Below are 17,733 nucleotides of genomic sequence, written 5' to 3'. Positions count from 1 at the left end.
GCCTTACATGTAGGCTTACATGTCAAAGAACGAAGAGCTTTTTTTCTTCGTTCTTTTGTTTAAATCGTGCCAAATTCTATGGCGGTTTTGGTATAAAAAAGCCCCAATTTTTCTTCACTTAAAAGTGCAAAAAGTTTTTCACACTCTGCTTCGTCTACATTCATAATCACTTCCACGGGCTCATCGGCCAGTTCAAAAAAAGAAGACGAGTGTAGTTTTCCGTCGCGTCCGATACCTTGCGCGGCATTTAAAAGCGTCACGCCTTTAATCTCCAATGCTTCCGCGGTTTTCATCAACCAGCGGCTAATCGGTTCTCCGTTAGGGTGTTTGCGACTTTGTAGGGTTGAAAAAACGAGTTGAAATCCTTTCATAAACTTCCTTTGTGTATTAAAGTATAGCTGGCAATGCCTAGAAGCGTCATAGCGATCGAACCCATGACATGTAAGAAAATTGCAAAAAGGCTTATGCCTAAACGTCCCGATTGAATGAGCGTTACGATCTCGGCACTGAAGGTACTAAACGTCGTGAGTCCCCCTAAAAATCCCGTGATAATAAAAAGCCGCCATTCGGGAGCAAGTGCCGTATTGGACGCAAAAAAAGCGATAAAAAAACCTATGAGATAACCGCCGAGTAAATTAGCTCCAAGCGTTCCGAGGGGAATAGACGGCGTGAGACTATTGAGCTTTGTGCCTAAAAACCAACGTAAAAGCGCACCAAAACCCGCACCCGAGAAAATAGCGACGAGGGTAGATACCATCTCCAAAACCTTGCGTGAAATTTGCTGAGATTATAGCATAACGAAGATACGCTGGCATCTTCGTCACTTATACCATACGACGATACCTTTTTCCGCTTTGGTCGTAATATGCACTTTATCTTGATCACCGCTATTGGACAATAAACGATCGATCACGCTTTCTTGCGGCGTAATTTCGCGCCTTTGGAGTTGCTCGTACGCATACTTTTTCGCTTCTTCTAGCGTATAAATTTCCGTCCACGAGGTCTCAAAGAAGGTATGGTGGTAACGCATCGATTTTTGTTCCAAACGATCCATAAACTGGCGCGTTTTAAAACACCCGTTGGCACTACAGTCGTCTTCGATACCGTGCGCTTGCATGAGTGCATCGACGAAAAGGTTGGTTCGGTAAGAGCCCCAACCGACGTAAATACCCATCGTATCGGAAGATGCCAGCATTTTTTCCATTTTTTCTTCCGAGTTGATCGCGGGCGTCATCGAGGCTAAAACGATGTCGTAGGTATTTTCGTCCGCAAACGCTTCCCAATCGCTTTGATGCGTTTGAATCGCTTCGTGAACGCCGTGTGTGTGTGCGTCTTCGCGTAAAGCTTTTAGCATACCGCTAGAGACGTCCACGGCGGTCACGCGCGCTCCTTTAAGCGCTAAAGGAATGGCGATCGTTCCCGTGCCCGATCCGATGTCCAAAATGCTTTTATTTTCAAAGCAAACCCCTTTTCCCTCACACCAGTCTAAAATAAATTGGACGTCTTTACGCATAGAATCGTCGTAAAAACGCGGATAGCGTTTTGCCATCGCTTCCCAAACAGCATTTTTTTCTTCCATGAAACTCCGTTTTTTTTGATAGGTTTTCACGCCCTTTTCGTAATGCGTATTATAGTCGATTTAAACGATGATCGCGACTGGGTTTTGCAAACGAACGGTTGAGCATCGACGCTTCAAACGTTTGACCGTAAAATTGTTTGTAAAAAAGCGTCGCTTCGTGATGAATATCGAAATGAAAAATCTCGGGATGGAGCATATCGGCGATATACATTAACCCCAAAATCCACCGCGGGCTTCCAAAATCGAAACAGGGATAAGGATGCGTATACACGCGATGTTGCTTGAGTGCTTCGACGTCGATTTGCTCTTCGCGACAGGCGTCGTAAAACGCTTCTAAAGGAGAGTCTAAAAACGAAGAGATAAAAATGACGTCCGGATTGAGTTTAAGTAGCTCTTCGCGCGTAATTTTGCGTCCCGGACGACCGTCTAAAACCAACGTTTTATTGAGGCTCATACCTCCTGCCAATTCGACCAATTGGTTTTCAAGGCGCGTATCTTCGAGTGCGAACAGAGGTTTACCCATCACGTAGTAAACGCGAGGGCGTTGCGTGACTCCTTTGAGCGCATCGACGATCGTATCGATTTTGTTGCGCATGTAAGCGATCAACGCATCGGCATTTTCTTCCTTGCCGACGATACGCGCTAAAAAAAGAATCGTAGCGGCATAATCGTCAAAATTTTGAATATCGACATGGAGTTTTTTCAGTCCGTTATCCGCCAAAAGTTCTTCCCAACAGCGCGTTACGTCATGTTGATTGTCGACGCCGAGTGCGACCAGCGTTCCCTCGACGATCTCTAGTGCGCGCGTCATCGGATAACCGCCTTCAAATCCCTCTTCGTCGAAAACGTTTTGCGAAGGAGCTCCCGTAATCGCAAGCGTGTGAGCGCATTTCGTGCATCGACCGTCTTTAAAATGATGGATGCGTCGTAGCTTGGAGCCCATCGGTCCGTAAAAATCGCGTTCGAAAATGAGCGCGCCGCACGAAGGGCAGTAGGTATGAAGGCACGTGCTCCCGGGAGAATTAAACACGTAAACGTAGTTCAAACGGCTTTTGAGCGTTTGATAAAGCGTTTCCGATTCTTGAATGGAGGGTTCGTCCTCAATCGCGGCATCATCGATCGGAATAAAGCGCATTAATTGCAGCGGTATGTTTTTCGAAAGCGTCGCCAAGTGCTCGGCAATGGCGACGACTTCGCTTTCATTGCCTTTTTTGTGAATGCACGCAACTTCGACGTGAACGCCTTTTTGCACCAGATATTCGATATTGCGCAGTACCGGTTTGTAGCTATTTGCGTGACAGCTACGGTAGATTGCGTTGCTTAGACCCTTGAGTCCGATGTTGATAAAATCAAGGTAAGGGATTAACATGTCAAGCGTTTTCAGCGTAAAATAGCCGTTACTCGAACAGCCCGTCACGAGTCCTGCTTGTTTGGCGAGTTTGCAAACTTCCAAAAACGTGAAAAACGATGCCAACGGGTCGTTCATCAAAAACGCGATGCCCGTGCAGTTAAGGCTTTGCGCTTTTTGAACGATTTGTTTAGGGCTAAGTACATGTAAGGCTTTGGAGTCCGTATCCATCTCTTTGGCGACGACCGTGGAGATGCAACCGTCGCAATCGAAATTACAACCCGTGGTGCTGATTTGTAAAAATTTGGCACGCGGGTGAAAGTGTAAAACCGGCATCGTTTCCGCCGAAATAGGCGCCGTAACCAAATAGGTATTACTAAAGCGTTCGTGAATCGCACCTTCGCGGCATTCGTAACGATGGCATTCTCCGATACTTCCTTCTTCCATATGACAGCGTCTTTCGCAAATAAAGCAGACCATGAAGTAACCTTTTAAGTATGTTTGGGGCAAGTGGAGGGGTATTTGGAAAACAACACCATCCCTTTTTCGGCTTGCGTTTCGATTTTGACCGTTCCGTCGTGCATAAAATCGCGAATAATCGCATCGACTTTGCGCTCATCAGGTGAGAGATTTTTTCGGGCAAGTTGTTCAGCGGCATACGTTTTAGCTTCGTCGTACGTGTAGGTCTCTTCCCATGCGGTCGTAAAAAACTCGTAACTATACGCAAGCTCTTTGGTGTCGAGGTAATGCATAAAATCGGCAACTTTGATGCAGCCTCCCGACATTTTTTCGGGGGCGTCGTGCGCTTGCATCAATGCTTCGAGAAAAGCATTGGTTTTGTAGCGTCCCCAACCGACATAAAGTCCCATCGCATGGGTTGCGCTTAGCATTTTATCGATATGGATTTCTTGGGAAATAGCAGGCGTCATAGACGCAAGAACGATGTCGAAGGTTTGCGTCAGTGGAAAACTTTCCCAGTCGCTTTGATACGATGTGAGATAGTCACAGAGGTTGAGCGCTTCGGCATCGCTTTTGAGAGCATCTAGCATACCGCGCGAAAGGTCGATCGCGGTTACCCAAGCTTTTTCAAGGGCTAAAGGAATCGAAACCGTACCGGTTCCGCATCCGATGTCCAAAAGAGAGCGGCCGTTAAAATCGAGCCCTTGACTTTTTGCCCATGCAAGAACGCGTTGCACGTCTTTTTGCATCGCAGGATCGTCATAATGCGGATAACGCTCCGCCATCGTATCCCAAAACGTGTGATTGAATTCCATACCGTGTCCTTAAGTTTCGCTATATTGTTGAAACTATAACGAAATTTTCCTCTATCTTCAAGCTATTTTTTCATCATTGGACGATTTTTTTAGAGACTAAAATAGGTTTTTAGCTCTTCGTCTCGAAGTTCTACCTGAAAAAAGAGACGATAAAACGCTCTTACTTTTTCCTGAATCGAGTAAGGATAACGCGTCGGATAGAGTTTGCTCGCAATCCAGTGCGCTCCGATAATGCGCATAAAAGAGGGCGGTCTGTCCGTCCAGTTAAAAGGCGTTTTCGGTACTAAATAGACGCGCTTGTTTTGAACGGCTTTGAGCATTTGCCATTTGGTATCGGTAAACACCGTTTTAAAGAAAACGGGACTTTGCACGATGATGACTTCGGGATCGTAGATCAAGACTTGCTCAAAACTGACCTCTTGCATTCCGATGACGCTGTTTTGAACGCATTTATGCACTAAATTGCCGCCGGCTAAAGCTAAAGGTTCGGAGTGAAACGAAACGTCGCATTCGGTTTGAAGCCCCAAATCACCCTCGGCGTAATAGACTTTCGTACGTTCCGCCGGCGGAACGGAGCGGACGAAGTTTTGAAGTTCTTCAAGGTACGTTTGCGCCATATCGGCAAGCGCGTTAGCGCGTTCTTCTTTTTGAAGCACTTTTCCCAGTGTTCGAAAAACTTCCGGATAGCGCGTCGAATCGTCGATGTTAACTTTAAGGGAGGGAATGGAAATGCGCTCTATATCTTTGGCCGTTTTTTCGTTAAGCAAAGGCGTATCCCACGTAATAATCACTTGAGGATGCGCTGCGACGATGGCTTCGAGATTGGGGATATTATTTCCGTGCCAACCGCCTAAAATAGGAAGTTTCATAAAGCGTTCGCTTAAAAATCGATCGCCGTTTTGGTTGTCTTGGTTGGTTTGAGGAAAATTAACGCCGATGAGCGATCGATCGTCGATGACGTACAGCATAAACGTAATCGGAGGCGCAGAACCGTAAACGCGCGTCATATTTTCGGGTAAAACCACGGGTTTACCGCTAATATCGCTAAACGTACGATGGGTATCGGCAATGAGAAGGGTAATGAGACTGACAAAAAACAAAGCGTATCGCATCTGAACTCCTTTTTTAAAAAAGCGGTATGTATGAAAAATTGCTTGAAATCGTCCTTTAAATCGTTCGAATAGGGCTATCTGAGATGGTTTTTGCGGTTTCATCCAGACATTCGATACGATCTCGATATATTTTTAAAAATATAATGGTAACGGAAAAAAAGAGAGAAAGCAAGCTAAGGGATGATTAAAAAAGAATATTTGATCGATGTTACGGCATAAAACGATGTGCTAAAGCATCGATGAGAAGGCGTATCACGTAAAAACGTTAAACGCCGACGATAATTTGAGATGCTTTGAAAAACGCATAGGCTTCATCGCCTACTTTAATGCCTAAAGTGTCGAATGTTGCGTGAGGAATTGTCGCCGTGATCGTGCTTAGACTCGGCAATTCGAGCGTGACTTCCGTACCGGAAGCGTCACTTAAAACTTGCACGACTTTGCCGTGCAAAAGATTTTCACATGTAGAGGTCGGTTTCGTTTTGGATAGGCTAACCGAACTGGCTTTTAAGATCGCAATAATCGAATCGCCGACGCAAAGTCCCAAATCGGCGTAACTGTTATGCGTAATGGAAGCGTAGAGTTTTTCCGCGTCTTTGATCGTAATTTCGAGCAAAACGTTGACCGTGTCTTCTTTGATGTCGGTGACGATACCCGTGAGTTGGTTGCGTGCGCTGAGTTTTAAGGAGAGCCGACTGAGAGCCTTAACGATCGTACTTAAATCTTCGCTATCGGAGAAAAGGTCTAAAAACTGTCGGTGTTTTTGCTCTAAGGTATGAAACGCTTGAATAATTTCTTCTCCTTTTGCCGTCAGAAGCGTTCCGCCGCCGCCTTTACCGCCGCTGGTTTTTTGCACCAAGGGCTCGTCGGAGAGGTTATTCATCGCATCAACCGAATCCCAAGCGGCTTTATAGCTCATTTTCATCGCTTTTGCCGCGGCATGAATCGAGCCGTGATGTTTAATGCGTTCCAACAACTCGATACGTCCTCGACCGAGAAAATTTTTATCGCTTTTTTTGATCCAAAGACGGGCTTCTAGCATCGGTATTTCCTTCTACGGGTGTAAGTCAAAATGATCGGTACAGTATAGCACAAGGGAAGCAAAAAGGGAAATGTGGTTATTTATTGAGCAGGTAAGCAATACTTAGTGTATAAAAAATAGCATTATTAACGTTGTATTTCGATAAATATTACGTTATAATGCAAGGTTGTTTCTTGTTGTCGGCTCTTTTTCGCTCGCTCGTTATGTAATATAAGTACATATCGAAAGAGCGGAAGAGAGGCTTTTTTGAAAGGAAAATTGGGAATGTTAAGTGAAAAGTTTTTATCGTTTGCGTTACTCGGAACCGATCCGGTATTGTGGGTTTTAGTCGCCATGAGCGTCATCGCTTTGGGCGTGATGATCGAGCGGGCGTTGATTTTTTGGCAAATTGAAAAATATTATAAAGAGATGGATGCGTACACGCTCAAACTCAGCCTTGACGCAAGGCTCGGGATTTTGGCGACGTTCGGAAACAATGCCCCGTTTATCGGGCTTTTCGGTACGGTGTTAGGCATTATTCAAGCATTTCACGTCATCGGAAATAACCACGCTTTTGACGTTCAACCTATTATGCAAGGCATTTCCGAAGCCTTGATCGCAACGGCTACGGGGCTTTTTGTGGCGATTCCTTGCGTGGTGGCTTACAACTACTTTATCCGACGTGCGAAAACGATTATGATCAAACACGAGGCGTACTGCCATGGCAAGTAGCCTTGAGGTCGAAAACGAGATTGCCGACATCAATATGACGCCTTTTGTCGACATCGTGCTGGTGATCTTGGTTATTTTTATGGTCACCGCAACGTTTGTAACGCAAGGTAAAATTCCTCTGAATCTCCCGCAGGCAAGCAGCGCCGAAAAACAAAAAGAGGAACAAAAACCGATCGTCATCTCTTTGGATAAAGAAGGCGTTTTTTACTACGAAGACGTCGCGATAGAGCCCGATGCGCTCGAAGCGAAGATTGCCGCATTGGATGCTACTGATCGTACGATTATTCTTCGTTCCGATGCGCAAACGCCCTTTGAGTACGTCGTAAAAATTATCGATACATGTAAAAAATACCGTATTACGTCGTTTGCGATTCAAACCGCGGATCGCCGATAAAATTAGACATCTTGCAAAACTCATTTTGCAAGAAGAAAAAGCACCAAGGTGCGTGGGCTTTGCGCCGAAGAAAATGCAGAGTTAACGTAGTCTTTAGAGCTTTGCTTTAAAGACGTGTCAAAAGTTTTGAAAGAACTCTAATGAAAGGAAATAGCTATGTGTCAGTCCCTCGAAAACGCTTTGATTCAAGACGTTAAACGCTCCAATGCCTCTCAAAAATTACGTTGGAGCGCAAGCAAAGAACATATGCGTTTTCCGCCCATCGTGAAGCCCGAAGAAAATTTTTTAAAAGCCGTAGGCGAAGAGAACCTTCTTCGTATGGTTATTCATCATCATCGGCTACTTCAAAAAAGCGAAATTGCTTACATGTACCCTAGCGATGAAGAGGCTTTTATGGAAGGCGTGCATAAAGCGGCGCATTTTTTTATTCAAGCTTTAGGCGGCGGCAATGTTTACACAAAAGCCTACGGCGCGCCTTCGATGTGTAAAACCCACGCACCTTTTGCCATCGATGCCCATGCGCGCGAAGTGTGGCTGAGGTATTATGCGCAAACGCTTCAAGAGATAGCATTTCCTAAAGCGTATTTGGAGCAGTTTTGGACGTGGATCGAGACGTTTTCGCTGCGTATGATTAACCGCGCCGCTCCCAATACGTATGCAAAACGGCTTTTTTTTCATGACGTACAAAAAGAATACGGATGGTAACGGCGATGTCTTTTTATCGATTTTCGATTGGTTTTTTGATGATTTGTTTCGGCTTGGGCGAACTTCTTTTAGCGCGCAGTATCGTCGATATGAGCGGACAGACGCTCGAAGTTCCCGATACGATAAGCAAACTCTACGCCTCGTCGCCGCCTTCGACGTATATGCTCTACACGATCGATCCTTTGTTGATCGTGGGCTTAAATTTCGATCACGCTAAAGGTAATAATGAATCGTCGAGTATGCTTGATCCGCATTTTACGTCGCTTCCGGTGATCGGAGGTTTACAAGGCGGAGCCAATAGCATCAATCGCGAAACGCTTTTGGCATTGCACCCCGATGCGATCATTTCGTGGAACACCGACGCTTCCAGCGGTCTTGCGGCATATTTATTCCAAAGCAGTCACATTGCGACGATTAACGTCAATTTGGAAAGTATCGACGATCTCGCACGAGCGTATCGTTTTTTAGGTGAATTGCTGGATAAAAAAGAGCGTACGGAACCTTTGGCACTCTATGCCCAAGAGGTGACGCGCCAAACAAGAGCCTTGGTAGAACGTCGCGTTTCGAAACGCCCTGTCGTTTATTATGCCGAAGGTACGGACGGTTTGGCGAGTGAATGCGACAGCTCTTCGCATTACGAAGCGATCAAAGTTGCCGGCGGTATCAATCCCCATTTGTGTCAACCAAGCGGCGGTAAAGGGATGGAAAAAGTGACGCTCGAACAGGTCATTTTGTACAATCCTGACGTCATTATCGCACAGGAAAAGGAGTTTGTTCAAAATGTTCAAAACGACCCGAGATGGCGTTTTGTCGCGGCGGTGCAAAACAAAAGAGTCTATTTGGTTCCGAAAAAACCGTTTAACTGGATCGATAGACCGCCTTCGTTTATGCGCCTTTTAGGGATTCAATGGCTGACGCACGTTTTATACGACGAACCGAATGCCTCGGAATTTGAGATGCGTATGCAGGAATTTTACCGCCTGTTTTTAAGAATCGATCTTAATCAAACGCAACACCAAGCGATTTTGAATTAAAAATGTCGGCATATGAGCCTTACATGTCAAGAACGCACATGCGCATATACCGTAAATCATCACCGATCGAAGGTGTTGCGCTTCTTAACGTCATCTTATCGCCAAAGTCTTTGGCAAAGAAAAAGGAGTAATATGTCAGTTTTTAAGCCGTGTTTCGGTTCGCTCGTCGTAGCGTCTTGTTTGTTTCCTTTATCGCTCGTTGCCGCCGATACGATTTATCAGTTAGATCCGGTGAGCACGACGGAAAATGCCGAAGGTACGCCGCGCGTCGTGCGCGAAGACCTGAAACCAGACAGTATCGTCAATCCCCATAAAGTCGAAAGTAGTTCTCAAGCGGGCGTTGAGATTTTTACGCAAGAAGATATTCGGGATTTGGCGCCTAAAGATATGTTCGATCTTTTGAGCAAAGCAACGGGCGTGGACGTCACGTATCACGGACGTAAAAGTCCATATTTTGTTAATGTGCGAGGCGGCGGTTCGCTGACGTATATTATCGACGGAGCGATTTTACCTTCCACCGCCAATAAGATTCTTCAAAAAATACCGATGAACGCGATCGAAGAGATTCAAATCGTTCGCGGTTCTTCCTCTTTGACGTTAGGACCTTCGATTAACATCGGCTCTTCCAATTCCGGCTCGGGCGTTAACGTCGGTTATATTATTATCAAAACCAAACAACCGAAAAAAACGGAAGCGATTTTGCAAGGTTCCGTGGAAAAAACGGAGAGTTTCCCTACGGCAAACAAAGAGAGCCTTTATTTGGGAACGCGTATCGATAACGAAGAAGGAAGCGCATTTGTCGGCGGATTGGTTTCGGGAATGCATCGCGATAGTACCGATCGCTATTTTGACGGCCAAACGGCCGATGCGCGAATGGCAAATGCCGGATTTTCCTACGGTAAACTCAGCGGTAAAATTATGGCGTACAAAGACGAAGGGCGTTTTGAAATGCAACGCGGCGTTACCGTTACGGGGGCATTAGATAACTCAAAATGGTACTACGATCCGATCACCACGGAAATCGTCAGCGGCGATGCGACCGTTCAATGGAACGAGAACCACGCGACTTTGGCATCGCTTTTCTCCACGCGCTACGAGCACACCGAGTACAGCAACGAATCGTTTGCAACGACGGCAACGGGTGTTGCTAAACCGTATTGGGAAGAGACCGAGGGCGTTAGCTTGCGCCACAATATCCGTTACGGCGATACGACCGTGATGTTAGGCGTGCAATCGACCGACGACGAGGGATTCGGAGCCAATAACAGTGCGAGCTATAACCGCTTTAAAGTCAACGTCTTGGGTTGGTCGGGATCGGCAGAACAAAAGCTTTTTGACGGGGCGTTGATTTTAGACGGCGGTTACAGAGAAGATCAAAAACATATCGATTATTCAAGTACGAGTGCTTCGAAAAACAGCGCTAACAACGATGAAGATATGGCACCGGCTAAAATCTACGCCTTCGGCGCCAAATGGAATATCACGTCGATTTATGCCTTAAGCGCGCGCTATTTCAATGCCGATCAAGGAACGATGGGCGATTTTGACGTTAAAGCGCAAACGGGAACGTTACATGCCGAAAAACAAGAACGTTTCGAAACCAGTTTGGAAGCCAATTACGACAAGATGTTTATGCCGATGGTGACATGGTTTAAAGTAAAAATCGATAATGAAAAAACCGCCAGCAACACGACGTACGTCCAAAACGGTCAAACCTACTATTACTACACGGAATCCGATACGGATCGCGACGGCATCGAGCTTTTATTAAAAGGGTATTTTTCGACGGGTACGAGTTATAAAGCCAGCTATACGCGTCTTTTGAATTACGATTCGATTAGCAGTACCGGCGTTACGACGAATAATATCGGCGGCTCGAATCCAAGAGACCTTTACACGCTTCAAGTGACGCAAGAGTGGGATAAATACCGTGCCAACGTATCGCTTCAAAAAGAGAGCGGATGGCATACGTCCACTTCGGCGATGGGAACGGCGTACGATGTTAATTTAGGCGATTTTACGCGGGTTGACGCCAATATCATGCGGGATTTTAAAACCGCCGGAAATACGACGACGACGTTAATGCTTTATGCTAGAAACATTACCGACGAGAAGTATGCGACGCGTTATACGACGGGGTATTACTACGATCGCGGTCGTGTCGTCGGTCTTGACGTAACGCTTAAATATTAGCGTTTTTGGCACAATGAGACGAAACGCTCAGGCGGGTTTGACGCTTGCTTGGGCTTTACATGTAAGGAAAAAAAGATGGATGTAGAACACTACGATCAACAATCGCGAACGGTTAAAAAACCTTTGTACACGTACTATGCGCAAAAAATTAAAGATCAAACGCGGATGATCGAAGGCAAATGTTTAGACGTCGGCGCGTGCGGCGGTTATTTGGGATTGGAATTGGCAAAAATGACCAACTTACATGTCACGTTTTTCGACCTCAATGCGGAGGCTTTGGAAAAAGCGGCTTTGCATCTGGTCGAGGACGGTTTAGAAGAGCGCGGAGCGACGCTTGTGGGCGACGTTCACGCGATTCCTTTAGAAGACGAGACGATGGATTTGATTATTTCCAGAGGTTCGATGCCCTTTTGGGAGGATCCGGCTTTAGCATTGCAAGAGATTTACCGTATCTTGAAAAAAGGCGGTACGACGTTTGTCGGCGGAGGCAAAGGAACGCCCGAAATTAAAGCGCAAATTATCGAAAATATGCTTGCCGAAGGTCAAGAAGTCGATCTTGAAGCAATGGATAAAATGCACGGGGACGGGATGAAACGCGATTACGATGCGTTGCTGAAAAGTAAAGGCATTGAAAATTTCGTGATTCATCGCGCACAAGACGGTATTTGGATACAGATGTGGAAATAAGTGTCTCCAAAAAGCGTACATTTTCATCGATAGCCGTTTTCGGAACCGTTCTTGTGCATGCGTGTTTGGTGTATGCTTTGGCGGCGATGCCCAAAGTGTTTGAGTCTGCGGAAGAGAAAGCCGACATCGTGCATATTAGCCTGATCGACGACGAAAAACCTTCCGCACCGCCTAAACGCGAAGAGCCTCAACCTCCGATCGAACAGCCAAAAATTCCGAACGAAGTTCCCAAAGAACAACCCAAACCTCAAAAAAAACCCGTCGTTGCCCAAAAACCTATTGCCAAAACCGCTCCTTCTCCCGAGCCTTCTCCTATCGTAGAAGAGACGGTAACGCCGCCTCCGCCTTCTTCGCATCAGGCACTATCCGCTTTAGAGCAACCCTCTCAAGCCTCACGTGCGTCTCAAGCCAATGAAGATGCCTTGTCACGGTATTTGGCAAAGGTTCGAAAAGCGATCCAAGCCAATCTTCAATACCCGATGATGGCAAAAAAGATGGGTATCGAAGGCGAAACGACGGTGCAATTTAGCATTCAAGCCGACGGTACGGTCGATAAGCGAACGCTAAAAGTGTTGCACTCTAGCGGGAAAAAGGTTTTAGACGCTAATGCCCTCAATGCCGTCATTGACGCATCGCCGTTTGAAAAGCCTCCGCAAGAAGAGCTTTTTATTAGCGTTCCCGTCGTTTTTAAATTACGTACGTAAAAGGATTATGAAGTATGAAATGGGGAATTTTTTGTCTGTTTGAACGGTATGAAACCGATGCATGCGAGGCGATTCATGCACAGATGCGTTTAGTGGAGCAAGCCGAAAAAGAAGGCTTGGAAGAGGTCTGGTTCGGGGAGCATCATTTTAATGATTTTAGTATCTGTCCTTCGTCTACGGTTTTGCTTGCCAACGCGTGTGCGAGGACGCAAACGATTCGTTTGGGGTGTGCGGGCTTCTTAGCGCCTTTTTACGACGCGATACGTTTAGCCGAAGATGTTGCGATGCTCGATATATTGAGCCGCGGACGCTTTAATTTAGGACTGGCTAAAGGAGCGTTTGCGCCCGATTCCAAGCATTTCAATACGACGACCGAACAGCTACGCCCTAAACTTTTGGAGTGTGCGCAAGCGGTAGATTCGGTGTTAAATACCCGCGATCATGCCGTTAGTTTTCACGGGGATTTTTTTGATTTTACGGAAGTAGACGTCGAGCCGAAACCCTTGCAAAGCTCCATTCCGACCTATATCGCAACGTTTGCCTCGGAAGAGACGATCGCGTTTGCGGCGCGTAAAGGCTGGGGTTTAATGCTCTCTCAGGGCGTCGATTTGGACGAGTGCGAACGCGTGAGTCGCTATTACGCTTCGATCGCCGGATGTGAGCCCGAGATCGTTTTACTGCGCACGTTTTACGTAGCACAAAGCTATGAAGAAGCCTTTGCCAAAGCACGTCCGGCGATCGATCATTTCGTCAAATCTATGCGTGCGGCATCGTCTTTTAACAAATCTCCGCAATTTGATCAAACGCGCTATCAAGCGTTGATTCAAGAACGCAACGTCTTTTTTGACGGTCAAAAATTCTTTGAAAACGGCATTATCGGCGATGTGCAACGCTGCATCGATACGTGTTTGACGATTCAAAAACGTTTTCCGAAAGTACATGTCGCTTTAAAGCTTTTGGGAACGAATGAAAATGAAAATGCCCGTTTGCTTCACGATTTTACGCAGCTTGTACGTCCGTTCGTCGATAAGGCACATCATGGTTAAAACGTCTCTTTTGTTTGCGATCGCATTCGTGCTTCTTATCGCCTCGTTTTTTGCTTCTATGTGTATGGGACGCTACGAGATCGATTTTTCGACGCTGGCACATTTTGTGAGTTGGAAATGGTTCGATATCGGAGCAATGCCGCGCGATGCGACGTTGCTTTCCAATATTTTATTCGATATTCGCTTACCGCGGATCGTAGCGGTTATTTTGGTCGGAGCCGCGTTGGCGGTTTCGGGAGGTGCGTTTCAAGCCATGTTCGTCAACCCTCTGGTCTCTCCGGGAATTTTAGGCGTATTGGCCGGTTCGTCTTTTGGGGCGGCATTGGGCATTATGATCTCGGATAATTGGATCGGCGTTCAGCTTTTTTCGTTTGCTTTTGGATTTCTTGCGGTCATGTGCGCACTTTTGATCGCGCGCATTTACGGTAAAAATGCTCCGACGACGATTTTATTGGTTTTGGGCGGCGTGATCTCAAGCGCGCTTTTTTCGGCACTGCTCTCTTTGGTCAAGTATATGGCGGATCCGTACAATAAACTCCCTGCCATCGTTTATTGGTTGATGGGTTCGTTTAGTGCCGTCGATATGAAAACGCTTTTAAACGTTAGCGTTCCGCTGGTTTTGAGTATGATCGTTCTTGCGCTGATGGGCAAATACCTCAATATCTTAAGTCTCGGCGACGACGATGCCAAAGCGTTGGGCGTGCGCGTTAGTTTGGTACGCAATACGGCGATTTTACTGGCGACGCTTTTGAGTGCTCTTACGGTCGTCGTTGCGGGAATGATCGGTTGGGTAGGATTGATTATTCCGCATATCGCACGGTTTATGGTCGGTGCGGATAACCGCGTGATGTTGCCGATGTGCCTGCTTTTAGGCGGAATCTTTTTACTGTGGGTCGATACTTTGTGTCGGACGGTTTTAAGCGTTGAAATTCCCGTGGGAATCGTGACCGCATTGGTGGGAATTCCCATCTTCGTCTTCGCCCTTAAAAATGCTAAAAAAGGGTTTGCATGAGTTTTTACGAAGCGCGCAATCTTTATTTTTCGTATCAGCAAAAAAAGGTTTTAGACGGTGTCGATATTGCTATTCCCGAAGGCAGTATCGTCTCGTTGCTCGGAGCAAACGGTGCGGGAAAAAGCACTTTGATGAAGATTTTGCTAGGACTTCTGTCTCCCGACCGAGGAGAGGTGATTTTAGAAGGGAAAAACCTTAGCGAATATTCGATTAAAAAGCGTGCGGAGCATATCGCTTACGTGCCGCAAAGCACGAAAATCGTCTTTGCGTTTAGCGCATTGCAAATCGTTTTGATGGGTCGTATCGCGTTTGAAGCATGGTTTGCAAAAGCGAGTAGCGAACACGATAAGCAGTTGTGTTATGCGGCGATGGAGCGACTCGGTATCGTTCACTTAGCGGAACGCAATTACCAAACCCTTAGCGGCGGCGAAAAGCAGTTGGTATTGATCGCTAGGGCATTAGCGCAGGGTGCGAAGATTTTAGTGATGGACGAGCCGATTTCCGGACTCGATTACGGCAATCAACTCAGACTATTGGAAGCTATTTTGACCCTTTCAAAAGAAGGCTATACCTTTTTAAAATCGACGCACTTCCCTGAGCATGCACTGATGTTGGAAGGACAAACGTATGCTATCAAAGACGGAAAAATTCTAGCAAGCGGTGATACGAAGAGCGTGGTAACGCAAGAGCTGATCAATACGTTGTATCAAACGGATATTACCTTGTTTACAACGCATTTCGGTTACAAAACGTGCGTACCTAATTTTTTAAATCAACGCATATAATCAAAAAAATTTAGCGTATAAATGACGAAATATTTAGCATTATATAAAAAAATATATAATAAGATGGTGTGACAATTTAAAGGAGGATAGATGAGAAAACAACTATGTTTAGGGGTGATGCTCTCTTTGGTAGCATCTTCCGTGCTTTTAGCGGAAACGTTTGAGCTTGGAAAGATTGAAGTGACGTCGGAAAAAGATATCAGTGCCAATCCCAGCGTCGAAGTCGTCACGAGTGAGACGATAAAAGAGACGGATGCGAAAACCGTCGTCGACGCGTTGCAAAGTACGCCGGGCGTGTATGCGGACTATGCGGGGGCTAGGGGCGAGTCAAAAGTACGTGTACGCGGTTTTTCAAGCAATCGCGTGCCGATTTACGTCGACGGTATTCCCATTTACGTTCCGTACGACCACAATATCGATTTGGGTCGCTTTAAAACCTACGACATCGGCGAGATCGACGTTTCTAAAGGATACGTCTCTCCGATGTACGGTGCTAACACGATGGGCGGTGCGATCAATCTGATTACGAAACAACCGACCAAAGAACTTGAGGGCGAAGTGGGTGTGGGTGCGTTTAGCGGAGACGGATACGAAGAGTACGCAACGATGGGTACGAAGCAAGAGCTATACTACGGCTTGATCTCGGTTTCCAACGTCTCTAGAGATTATTATAAAATCTCAAGCGATTACGATCCTGCGGGTCATCAAGACGGTCATAAACGCTCCAACTCCGAATCAGGCGATAAAAAGCTCAATCTTAAAGTCGGCTATACGCCCAATTCAACCGATGAATACTCTTTCAACTACATCGTTCAACGCGGCGACAAAGAACAACCGTGGTATGCCTCGGCGCAAGGCTCCACCGGAGGCGGCGTGTATAATCGTAACTGGGATTGGAAAGATTGGGATAAGACGAGTTATTACATTATTACTAAAACGGCTATCGGCGAACATTTTTTAAAAACACGTTGGTATTACGATGAATTTTACAACAAAATTTTATTTAAAGGCACGCCTCAAACTTCGGCTCAAAATACCGTTACGGAAATCTCCGAGTACGACGATAACACGTTTGGCGGCATTATCGAAGGGGATATTAAAATTGCCGATAACCATCTTTTGAAACTCTCCGTCTCTCAAAAATACGATAACCACAAAGACATTAGCTCAAAATCTTCGGGTGCCGATCTTAAAGACGAAAGTAAAACCTTATCTTTGGGTGCGGAATATTCATGGCAAATGAGCGATAAATTAACATGGACACTCGGCGGTAGCTACGATAAGAACGAGGTCACGAAAGCCGAGTATCGCAATAACGCCGGAACGCGAATTGCCGGAGAGTTCCCGAAATACGATTCGGATGCATTCAATCCTCAAACAATTCTTTCGTATCAAGCGACAAAAGATTTAATGTTCTACGGTAGCGTTTCTCAAAAGAGCAATATGCCGACCTTGAAAGATCGTTATTCGTCACGCTTCGGCGATTATATCTTAAACCCAGATTTGGATGCCGAGCAATCGACGACGTATGAAATCGGTACCGATTGGGCATTTGTCGAAGATCAGCATGCTAAAGTCGCACTTTTTTATACGAAAACAAAAGACTATATTGCAAGCGTTAGCGGTTTAACCAATACGAATCCGGCATTGGGATGTACGGGAACCAATTGCTCTCAAATGCAAAACTTTGACCAAGAAGAGCATAAAGGTGCCGAAGTCAGTTTAAATTCACAATGGAATGAACAACTCCGAAGTACGCTCTCGTATACGTATATCGATGCGACGATTGAAGACAGTAAAACGGCGAACGCCAAATACACGACCGATACGCCCAAACACAGTTACTATGCGAGTTTAACCTATTCGCCGATCCATTCGGTCGATATAACGCCGATCGTTCGACATGAAGGGAAACGCTACTCTAACGTCAGCGGTAGCGAAGAGAGCAGTTCGTATACGGTGGCGGATATTCGCGTGGCGTACCGTCCGATCAAAGATCTTGAATTGGCGGTCGGTATTAAAAATCTCTTTGACGAATATTATTACTACAACAACGGTTATGCGCAAGAGGGACGAAACTATTACGCCAATGCGCGCTATAGCTTCTAAA

At 46.0% G+C, this 17,733-nt stretch carries 18 protein-coding genes; 11 read left to right on the top strand and 7 right to left on the bottom strand.

The genetic code is table 11. The annotated features are described in order from the left end of the window. Positions 1-59 precede the first annotated feature (59 nt). The 7 genes from OA34_RS07040 to OA34_RS07010 all read right to left on the bottom strand — a co-directional run bounded on the left by OA34_RS07040 (position 60) and on the right by OA34_RS07010 (position 6,352). Positions 60-371 (bottom strand): DUF190 domain-containing protein, encoded by a 312-nt coding sequence (locus OA34_RS07040; RefSeq protein WP_039673784.1) that lies wholly within the window; start codon positions 369-371, stop codon positions 60-62. Further along, positions 368-757, bottom strand: coding sequence for a fluoride efflux transporter CrcB (gene crcB / locus OA34_RS07035; RefSeq protein WP_039673782.1), 390 nt, complete (start codon positions 755-757; stop codon positions 368-370). The genes OA34_RS07040 and crcB overlap by 4 nt, the downstream gene beginning before the upstream one ends. Positions 758-820: 63 nt before the next feature. Then, positions 821-1,579, bottom strand: coding sequence for a methyltransferase domain-containing protein (locus OA34_RS07030; RefSeq protein WP_039673781.1), 759 nt, complete (start codon positions 1,577-1,579; stop codon positions 821-823). A 49-nt stretch (positions 1,580-1,628) separates the two neighbouring features. Continuing rightward, positions 1,629-3,407, bottom strand: a complete 1,779-nt coding sequence (locus OA34_RS07025) for a radical SAM protein (RefSeq protein WP_039673779.1) — start codon at positions 3,405-3,407, stop codon at positions 1,629-1,631. Between the two features lie 11 nt (positions 3,408-3,418). Beyond that, entirely contained in the window at positions 3,419-4,201 is a 783-nt protein-coding gene (locus tag OA34_RS07020) for a class I SAM-dependent methyltransferase (RefSeq protein WP_039673777.1), read from the bottom strand. Between the two features lie 89 nt (positions 4,202-4,290). Then, positions 4,291-5,313: an ABC transporter substrate-binding protein gene (locus tag OA34_RS07015; RefSeq protein WP_039673775.1), complete on the bottom strand. Its 1,023-nt coding sequence runs from the start codon at positions 5,311-5,313 to the stop codon at positions 4,291-4,293. Positions 5,314-5,578: 265 nt separating this feature from the next. Further along, positions 5,579-6,352 carry a TOBE domain-containing protein gene (locus OA34_RS07010; RefSeq protein WP_039673773.1) on the bottom strand — a complete coding sequence of 258 codons (774 nt, stop codon included), beginning with the start codon at positions 6,350-6,352 and terminating at the stop codon, positions 5,579-5,581. Between the two features lie 264 nt (positions 6,353-6,616). On the opposite strand from OA34_RS07010, the gene OA34_RS07005 reads away from it, so the two are divergent. The 11 genes from OA34_RS07005 (at position 6,617) to OA34_RS06955 (ending at position 17,732) form a co-directional block, all read left to right on the top strand. Then, complete coding sequence (locus tag OA34_RS07005) at positions 6,617-7,063, top strand: MotA/TolQ/ExbB proton channel family protein (protein ID WP_039673771.1); 447 nt, start codon at positions 6,617-6,619, stop codon at positions 7,061-7,063. Next, the gene (locus OA34_RS07000; protein WP_039673769.1) at positions 7,053-7,457 is read left to right on the top strand and encodes an ExbD/TolR family protein; all 405 of its coding nucleotides are present in this window, start codon (positions 7,053-7,055) and stop codon (positions 7,455-7,457) included. The genes OA34_RS07005 and OA34_RS07000 overlap by 11 nt, the downstream gene beginning before the upstream one ends. A gap of 156 nt (positions 7,458-7,613) precedes the next feature. Then, the gene (locus tag OA34_RS06995; protein ID WP_286682904.1) at positions 7,614-8,162 is read left to right on the top strand and encodes a globin domain-containing protein; all 549 of its coding nucleotides are present in this window, start codon (positions 7,614-7,616) and stop codon (positions 8,160-8,162) included. Then, complete coding sequence (locus OA34_RS06990; RefSeq protein ID WP_286682903.1) at positions 8,156-9,196, top strand: ABC transporter substrate-binding protein; 1,041 nt, start codon at positions 8,156-8,158, stop codon at positions 9,194-9,196. The genes OA34_RS06995 and OA34_RS06990 overlap by 7 nt, the downstream gene beginning before the upstream one ends. Before the next feature lie 132 nt (positions 9,197-9,328). Beyond that, positions 9,329-11,389: a TonB-dependent receptor plug domain-containing protein gene (locus OA34_RS06985; RefSeq protein ID WP_039673767.1), complete on the top strand. Its 2,061-nt coding sequence runs from the start codon at positions 9,329-9,331 to the stop codon at positions 11,387-11,389. A gap of 75 nt (positions 11,390-11,464) precedes the next feature. Continuing rightward, positions 11,465-12,076 carry a class I SAM-dependent methyltransferase gene (locus OA34_RS06980; protein ID WP_039673765.1) on the top strand — a complete coding sequence of 204 codons (612 nt, stop codon included), beginning with the start codon at positions 11,465-11,467 and terminating at the stop codon, positions 12,074-12,076. Beyond that, positions 12,067-12,780: an energy transducer TonB gene (locus OA34_RS06975; protein WP_039673763.1), complete on the top strand. Its 714-nt coding sequence runs from the start codon at positions 12,067-12,069 to the stop codon at positions 12,778-12,780. Before OA34_RS06980 ends, OA34_RS06975 begins: the two co-directional genes overlap by 10 nt. Positions 12,781-12,794: 14 nt before the next feature. Continuing rightward, positions 12,795-13,826 (top strand): LLM class flavin-dependent oxidoreductase, encoded by a 1,032-nt coding sequence (locus OA34_RS06970; protein ID WP_039673762.1) that lies wholly within the window; start codon positions 12,795-12,797, stop codon positions 13,824-13,826. After that, positions 13,819-14,838 (top strand): FecCD family ABC transporter permease, encoded by a 1,020-nt coding sequence (locus OA34_RS06965; protein ID WP_039673761.1) that lies wholly within the window; start codon positions 13,819-13,821, stop codon positions 14,836-14,838. The genes OA34_RS06970 and OA34_RS06965 overlap by 8 nt, the downstream gene beginning before the upstream one ends. Next, positions 14,835-15,623 (top strand): ABC transporter ATP-binding protein, encoded by a 789-nt coding sequence (locus OA34_RS06960; protein WP_039673759.1) that lies wholly within the window; start codon positions 14,835-14,837, stop codon positions 15,621-15,623. Before OA34_RS06965 ends, OA34_RS06960 begins: the two co-directional genes overlap by 4 nt. A 90-nt stretch (positions 15,624-15,713) precedes the next feature. Then, positions 15,714-17,732 (top strand): TonB-dependent receptor plug domain-containing protein, encoded by a 2,019-nt coding sequence (locus OA34_RS06955; protein ID WP_039673757.1) that lies wholly within the window; start codon positions 15,714-15,716, stop codon positions 17,730-17,732. Position 17,733: the final 1 nt, after the last annotated feature.

The sequence above is a fragment of the Sulfurospirillum sp. MES genome, assembly GCF_000789415.1.
Taxonomy (GTDB): Bacteria; Campylobacterota; Campylobacteria; order Campylobacterales; family Sulfurospirillaceae; genus Sulfurospirillum; species Sulfurospirillum cavolei.
The sequence above is the reverse complement of the archived record's forward strand: the minus strand, read 5'-3'. Positions and strand labels throughout refer to the sequence as shown.